At 74.8% G+C, this 5994-nt stretch carries 5 protein-coding genes; 3 read left to right on the top strand and 2 right to left on the bottom strand.

What is annotated here, in order from left to right:
- Positions 1-2111, top strand: a 2111-nt coding sequence (locus L1885_RS21900) for an SCO1167/SCO6262 family helicase (RefSeq protein WP_235798877.1), incomplete at its 5' end; no start/stop codon positions are given.
- Entirely contained in the window at positions 2108-3361 is a 1254-nt protein-coding gene (locus L1885_RS21895; RefSeq protein WP_235798876.1) for an SWIM zinc finger family protein, read from the top strand. The genes L1885_RS21900 and L1885_RS21895, both read left to right, overlap by 4 nt.
- A gap of 17 nt (positions 3362-3378) precedes the next feature.
- Here L1885_RS21895 and L1885_RS21890 read toward each other — a convergent pair whose 3' ends face one another.
- Together L1885_RS21890 and L1885_RS21885 are read right to left on the bottom strand one after the other, a co-directional pair.
- A complete protein-coding gene (locus tag L1885_RS21890; RefSeq protein WP_235798875.1) occupies positions 3379-3942 on the bottom strand; it encodes a DUF3574 domain-containing protein in 564 nt (187 codons plus the stop codon).
- A gap of 215 nt (positions 3943-4157) precedes the next feature.
- On the bottom strand, positions 4158-5366 hold the full coding sequence (locus L1885_RS21885) for a pyridoxal phosphate-dependent aminotransferase (RefSeq protein ID WP_235798874.1): 1209 nt from the start codon (positions 5364-5366) through the stop codon (positions 4158-4160).
- Between the two features lie 89 nt (positions 5367-5455).
- Between L1885_RS21885 and L1885_RS21880 the strand changes: the two genes are divergently transcribed.
- On the top strand, positions 5456-5994 hold a 539-nt coding region (locus tag L1885_RS21880), incomplete at its 3' end, for a winged helix-turn-helix transcriptional regulator (RefSeq protein ID WP_235798873.1).

Raw genomic sequence — 5994 nt, 5'->3', positions numbered from 1 at the left:
GCGAGGGCGGGGAGGCGCTCGGCCCCCGCGCCCGCGTCGACGCGATGCTCGCGCTGCGCCGGGCCGCCCGCGTGTGGCCCCCGCTGGGCCGCCTCACCGAGCAGGACGTCCCGGACGCGGTCGCCCTCGCGGAGGACGAGCTGTACGACCTGCTCGGCCCGGCCGCCGCCAGGCTGGCCGCCGCGGGCGTGGCCGTGCACTGGCCGAGGGAGCTGGCCCGCACGCTGACGGCGGCCGCCGTCGTACGGTCCGCGGGCACGGCGCCCGGCTCCGCCACGGACGGCACGGTGTTCTTCGACAGCTCCGAACTCCTCGCCTTCGACTGGCAGCTGGCGCTCGACGGCGACCCCCTCACCCAGGCCGAGATGGACGCGCTGGCCGAGTCGCACCGGCCCGTCGTGCGGCTGCGGGACCGCTGGGTCGTGGTCGACGCCGACCTCGTGCGCAAGGCGCGCAAGCGGGAGCTGGGGCTGCTGCAGCCGTCCGAGGCGCTCGCCGTGGCGCTGACCGGCACCGCCGAGGTCGACGGCGAGAGCGTGGAAGCGGTGCCGACGGGCGCGCTCGCCGCGCTGCGCGACCGCATCACGGCCGGTCCCGGCAGCCTGCCGCAGCCGCCCGGCCTCGACGCCACCCTGCGCGACTACCAACTGCGCGGCCTCGCCTGGCTCCACCTCATGACCTCCCTCGGCCTCGGCGGCTGCCTCGCCGACGACATGGGCCTCGGCAAGACGATCACGTTGATCGCGCTGCATCTGCACCGCAGCCGGCGCACGGCCGCGGGCGGCGGCAGCCAGGAGCCGCCCACCCTGGTGGTGTGCCCCGCCTCCCTCCTCGGCAACTGGCAGCGCGAGATCACCCGCTTCGCGCCCGGCACGCCGGTGCACCGCTTCCACGGCGCGGGCCGCTCCCTCGACGGCGTCACGAGCGGCTTCGTCCTGACGACGTACGGCACGATGCGCTCCAGCGCGGAGCAACTGGCCGCGCAGCGGTGGGGGATGGTCGTCGCCGACGAGGCACAGCACGTCAAGAACCCGTTCTCGGCGACGGCGAAGGCGCTGCGCACCATCCCCGCGGCCGCCCGGGTCGCCCTCACCGGCACGCCCGTCGAGAACAACCTCTCCGAGCTGTGGGCCCTCCTGGACTGGACGACGCCGGGCCTGCTGGGCCCGCTCAAGACGTTCCGCGCGCGCCACGCCCGCATCGTGGAGAACGTGGAGAACGCGCGGGCCGCCGGAGTCAGGGACGCCGACAACGAGCACGCCGTCGACCGGCTCGCGCGGCTCGTGCGGCCGTTCCTGCTGCGCAGGAAGAAGTCCGACCCCGGCATCGTGCCCGAGCTGCCGCCGAAGACCGAGACCGACCACCCCGTCGCCCTCACCCGCGAACAGGCCTCCCTGTACGAGGCGGTGGTCCGCGAGACGCTGGGCGTCATCGAGGAGGCCCAGGGCATCGAGCGGCGCGGCCTCGTGATGAAGCTGCTCACGTCCCTCAAGCAGATCTGCAACCATCCCGCGCAGTACCTGAAGGAGGAGCCGCCCCGGCCCCTCGGCGCCGCGCGCCCCGCCGCGGCCCGCCTCGCCGGTCGCTCCGGGAAGCTCGCCCTCCTCGACGAACTCCTCGACACCATCCTCACGGAGGACGGGTCGGTCCTCGTCTTCACGCAGTACGTCTCGATGGCACGGCTGCTCACCGCGCACCTCGCGAGCCGCGCCATCCCCGCCCAGCTCCTGCACGGCGGCACGCCGATCGCCGAGCGGGAGCGGATGGTCGACCGCTTCCAGGCCGGCGAGGTCCCCGTGTTCGTGCTCTCCCTCAAAGCCGCAGGCACCGGCCTGAACCTGACCCGCGCCGGCCATGTCGTGCACTTCGACCGCTGGTGGAACCCGGCCGTCGAGGAGCAGGCCACCGACCGCGCCTACCGCATCGGGCAGACCCAGCCGGTGCAGGTGCACCGGCTGATCACGGAAGGCACCGTCGAGGACCGGATCGCCGACATGCTCGCCTCCAAGCGCGCCCTCGCGGACGCGGTCCTCGGCTCCGGCGAGGCGGCGCTGACCGAACTCACCGACCGGGAGCTCGCCGACCTGGTGTCCCTGCGCAGGCCGTCATGACCGCGCCCGCCCCGCGCCGGCCGCGCCCCGACGACCGCCGGGCCACCTTCCCCGCGATGCCGCCCCGCCCCGCGGCCGAGGGAGAATTCGCGACGACCTGGTGGGGCAACGCCTGGCTCGCGTCCATGGAGGACACCGCCCTGGACGCGGCACGGCTCGGCCGCGGCCGGGACTACGCGGCCCGCGGCCACGTCGACGCCGTCACGGTCACCCCCGGCCGGGTCATGGCGTACGTGCACGGCAGCCGCCCCCGCCCGTACCGCACGGAGATCAGGCTGCGCACCCTGACCGACGACGACTGGGAGGACCTCCTGCGCGCCGTCGCCGACCGGCCCGACCACATCGCCGCCCTGCTCGACAAGGACATGCCGCACGCGCTCGCCGAGCTGTCCGACCTGCTGCCCGCCGCCGGCGATCTGGTGCCCGACTGCTCCTGCCCCGACGACGGCTACCCCTGCAAGCACGCCGCCGCCCTGTGCTACCAGACGGCCCGGCTGCTGGACGCGGACCCGTTCGTGCTCCTGCTGATGCGGGGCCGCGCCGAGCACGAGATCCTCGGGGACCTCACCCGCCGCAGCGCCGCCCGCACCGCGGCCGAACGGACCGCGACGGCACCGGCCATGCCCACCGTGTCCGCCGAATCCGTCCTCGCCGACAGGCAGTTGCCCGCGCTTCCGCCGCCGCTGCCCGTGCCAGACCGGCCGGGGCGTCCGCCGGACTACCCGCAGGCGGCGGGCGCGCCCGACCCGTTCGCGCTGGACCTCCTCGCGACGGAGGCCGCGGCCCGCGCGCACGCACTCCTCGTCCTCGGCGAGGACCCGGTCGCCGCCCTCACGCCCTGGCAGGACGCGGTACGGCTGGCCGCGGCCCATCCCGGTTCCGGGCTCACCGCGTCGAGCCGCGCGCTGTACCGGGACCTCGCCGCGGCCACCGGCCGCACGCCCACCGACCTCGCCCGGGCCGTCGCCGCCTGGCGCCAGGGCGGCCTCGCCGGCCTCGACGTCCTGGAGCACCCCTGGGACCCGCCCGCCGGCCCCTTCGACCGGGCGCGCCCCGCCCTTGCCGCCGCCGACCTGCCCGCCCTGCGCCCCTGGCGCAACCGCCTCACGGGCGCCACGCTGCAACTGCGCCTGGGCCACGACGGCCTCTGGTACGGCTACGAGTCCGACCGCGACCGCGAGGACTGGTGGCCCAGGGGCATACCCGACACCGACCCCGCCGGCGCGGTCATCGCCCTGCTCGGCCGCTGACGGCGCCCCCGGCCGGCTCAGAAGTCCGCGGTGGCCGTCTCGTCGAGGCGCGCCACGGAGTCCTGGCCGTACGCGCGCACGTACGCGGCCCTGATCCGCTCCACGGCCGCGCCCCGGCGGGAGGCCTCGCGCCGCGTGTAGAGCAGGATCAGTTCGTGGCTGCGCTCGTGCTCGATCGTGCCGTGCGAGTCGCGCCACTGGCCCTGGCCGTCCAGCACGGTCAGGCCCTCGGGGAAGCTCGGTGTGACCTCGCGGTCCACGAAGGACGTGAACTGGGCCCCGGTGACGGCGGGACCGCCGTCGGGGCGCTGCGTGCCGAAGAACAGCCGGGTCTCGACGTACGGGGTGGAAGCCGGGCGGCCGGTCCGCGGCGAGCCCGCGCCACCGGGGGCGTCGACTGCCGCGTGCGGGCCCGCGGGGCCCGGCGCGTCCCGGACCTCGGCGGCGGCGTGCGGCGCGGCAGCGGGCCGCCCCGGGGCGAGCGTCGCGTACGAACTGGGGGCGACCACCCCGAGAAGTGCCGCACCGGCGCAGCCGAGAGCGAGCAGGGTGGATCGGTTCGCGAGGAAGGAGGTTGTCACGGACGATCACTGTGCCGATGCGGGGACGCCCCCGGCGTCCCGGCGGAGCTCAACTCACCCCCCGCGCCGCAGTATTTCACCCGATGTGCCTACTGCGCGCCGGGCCCGCCCCGCTGCCCGGAGCCGCCTCGGGCGCCGGCCTCGCCGCCCGGCCGCCCCCCTTCCGCCGCCCCCCCTTCCGCCGCCGCCCCTTCCGCCGCCGCCCCGGCTCGCGCCTACTGCCGGTACCCGCTGAGGAAGCGGCCGATGCGGCTGATCGCCGCGTCCAGGTCGTCGGCGTACGGCAGCGTCAGGATGCGGAAGTGGTCGGGGCGCGGCCAGTTGAAGCCGGTGCCCTGGACGACCTGGATCTTCTCCCGCAGCAGCAGGTCGAGGACGAACTTCTCGTCGTCCACGAGGGGATGCACCTTCGGGTCGAGTTTGGGGAACGCGTACAGCGCGCCCTTCGGCTTGACGCAGGAGACCCCGGGGATCTCGTTGAGCTTTTCCCAGGCCCGGTCGCGCTGCTCGTGCAACCTGCCGCCCGGCGCGGTCAGTTCCCGGATGGACTGGCGCCCGCCGAGCGCGGCCTGGATGGCGTACTGCGCGGGGGCGTTGGGGCACAGGCGCATCGAGGCGAGGACGGTCAGGCCCTCGAGATAGCTGCGGGCGTGCTGCTTCGGGCCGGTCACGACGAGCCAGCCGGAGCGGAACCCCGCCACCCGGTAGGTCTTCGAGAGCCCGCTGAAGGTCAGGACGACCAGGTCGGGGGCGAGCGCCGCCGCCGAGTGGTGCACGGCGTCGTCGTAGACGATCTGGTCGTAGATCTCGTCCGCGAACACCATCAGCTGGTGGCGCCGGGCCAGGTCGAGCATGCCCTCGACGACCTCGCGCGGGTAGACGGCTCCGGTCGGATTGTTGGGATTGATGATCACGAGGGCCTTGGTGCGGTCCGTGATCTTCGACGCCATGTCCGCGAGGTCCGGGTTCCAGTCCGACGACTCGTCGCACACGTAGTGCACGGGCCGCCCGCCGGCGAGCGAGGTGACGGCCGTCCACAGCGGGAAGTCGGGCGCCGGGATGAGGACTTCGTCGCCGTCGTCGAGCAGGGCCTGCACGGCCATGGACACGAGCTCGGACACGCCGTTGCCGAGGAAGACGTCGTCCACGGACACGTCGAGGCCCAGGGCCTGGTAGCGCTGGGCGACCGCCCGCCGCGCCGAGAGGATGCCCCGCGAATCGGTGTAGCCGTGGGCCTGCGGCAGCATCCGGATCATGTCCTGCACGATCTCCTCGGGCGCCTCGAAGCCGAAGAGGGCGGGGTTGCCGGTGTTGAGGCGCAGCACGCTGTGGCCCGCCTCCTCCAGCGCGTCGGCGTGCGCGATCACCGGCCCGCGGATCTCGTAGAGGACATTGCTGAGCTTGCTCGACTGCCGGAACTCCATGGTGTGGCCTCCCCGACCGGTTGCTGCGCTTGCTTGGTTTTACCAAGCTTGAGCTTGGAAAGTCCAACAACATGTCTAGACTGCGAGCCATGCCACGTCGCCGAAGCTACGACCAGTACTGCGCAGCGGCCCGCGCCCTCGACGCCGTCGGGGACCGGTGGACCCTGCTGATCGTCAGGGAACTGCTCGCGGGGCCCCGCCGCTATACGGACCTCCACGCCGACCTGCCCGGCGTCAGCACGGACGTCCTGGCCTCCCGGCTGCGCGACATGGAGCGCGACGACCTGGTCACCCGCCGCAAGCTGCCCCCGCCCGCGGCCGCCGCCGTCTACGAACTGACCGCACGAGGCACCGACTTGCTGCCGGTCCTCACCGCACTCGCCGCCTGGGGCGCCGGGGACCTCGGCGAGCCGGGCCCCACCGACGCGGTGCGCGCGCACTGGTTCGCGCTGCCGTTGCTGCGGATCCTGCGGGAGCGGGCCGGGGCCGCGACCGGGGCGGTGGAGGTACGCGTGGACGCCGGCACGTTCCACGTGCGCCTCGACGCCGAGGACGCCGCAAACGCCGCAAACGCCGCGGACTCCGCGGACGGTGCCGGGGCCGGACGGGCCCCCGCGCCCCCCGCCGG

Origin of the sequence: Streptomyces fuscigenes, assembly GCF_021556455.1 — a bacterium.
In the GTDB taxonomy this organism is placed as follows: Bacteria; Actinomycetota; Actinomycetes; order Streptomycetales; family Streptomycetaceae; genus Streptomyces; species Streptomyces fuscigenes.
Note: the sequence above shows the minus strand (reverse complement) of the source record. Positions and strands in the feature narration are given on the sequence as shown.

Coding starts and splice junctions, on each gene's coding strand:
- L1885_RS21895 (WP_235798876.1), top strand. CDS start 2,108: ATGACCGCGCCCGCCCCGCGCCGGCCGCGCCCCGACGACCGCCGGGCC.
- L1885_RS21885 (WP_235798874.1), bottom strand. CDS start 5,366: ATGGAGTTCCGGCAGTCGAGCAAGCTCAGCAATGTCCTCTACGAGATC.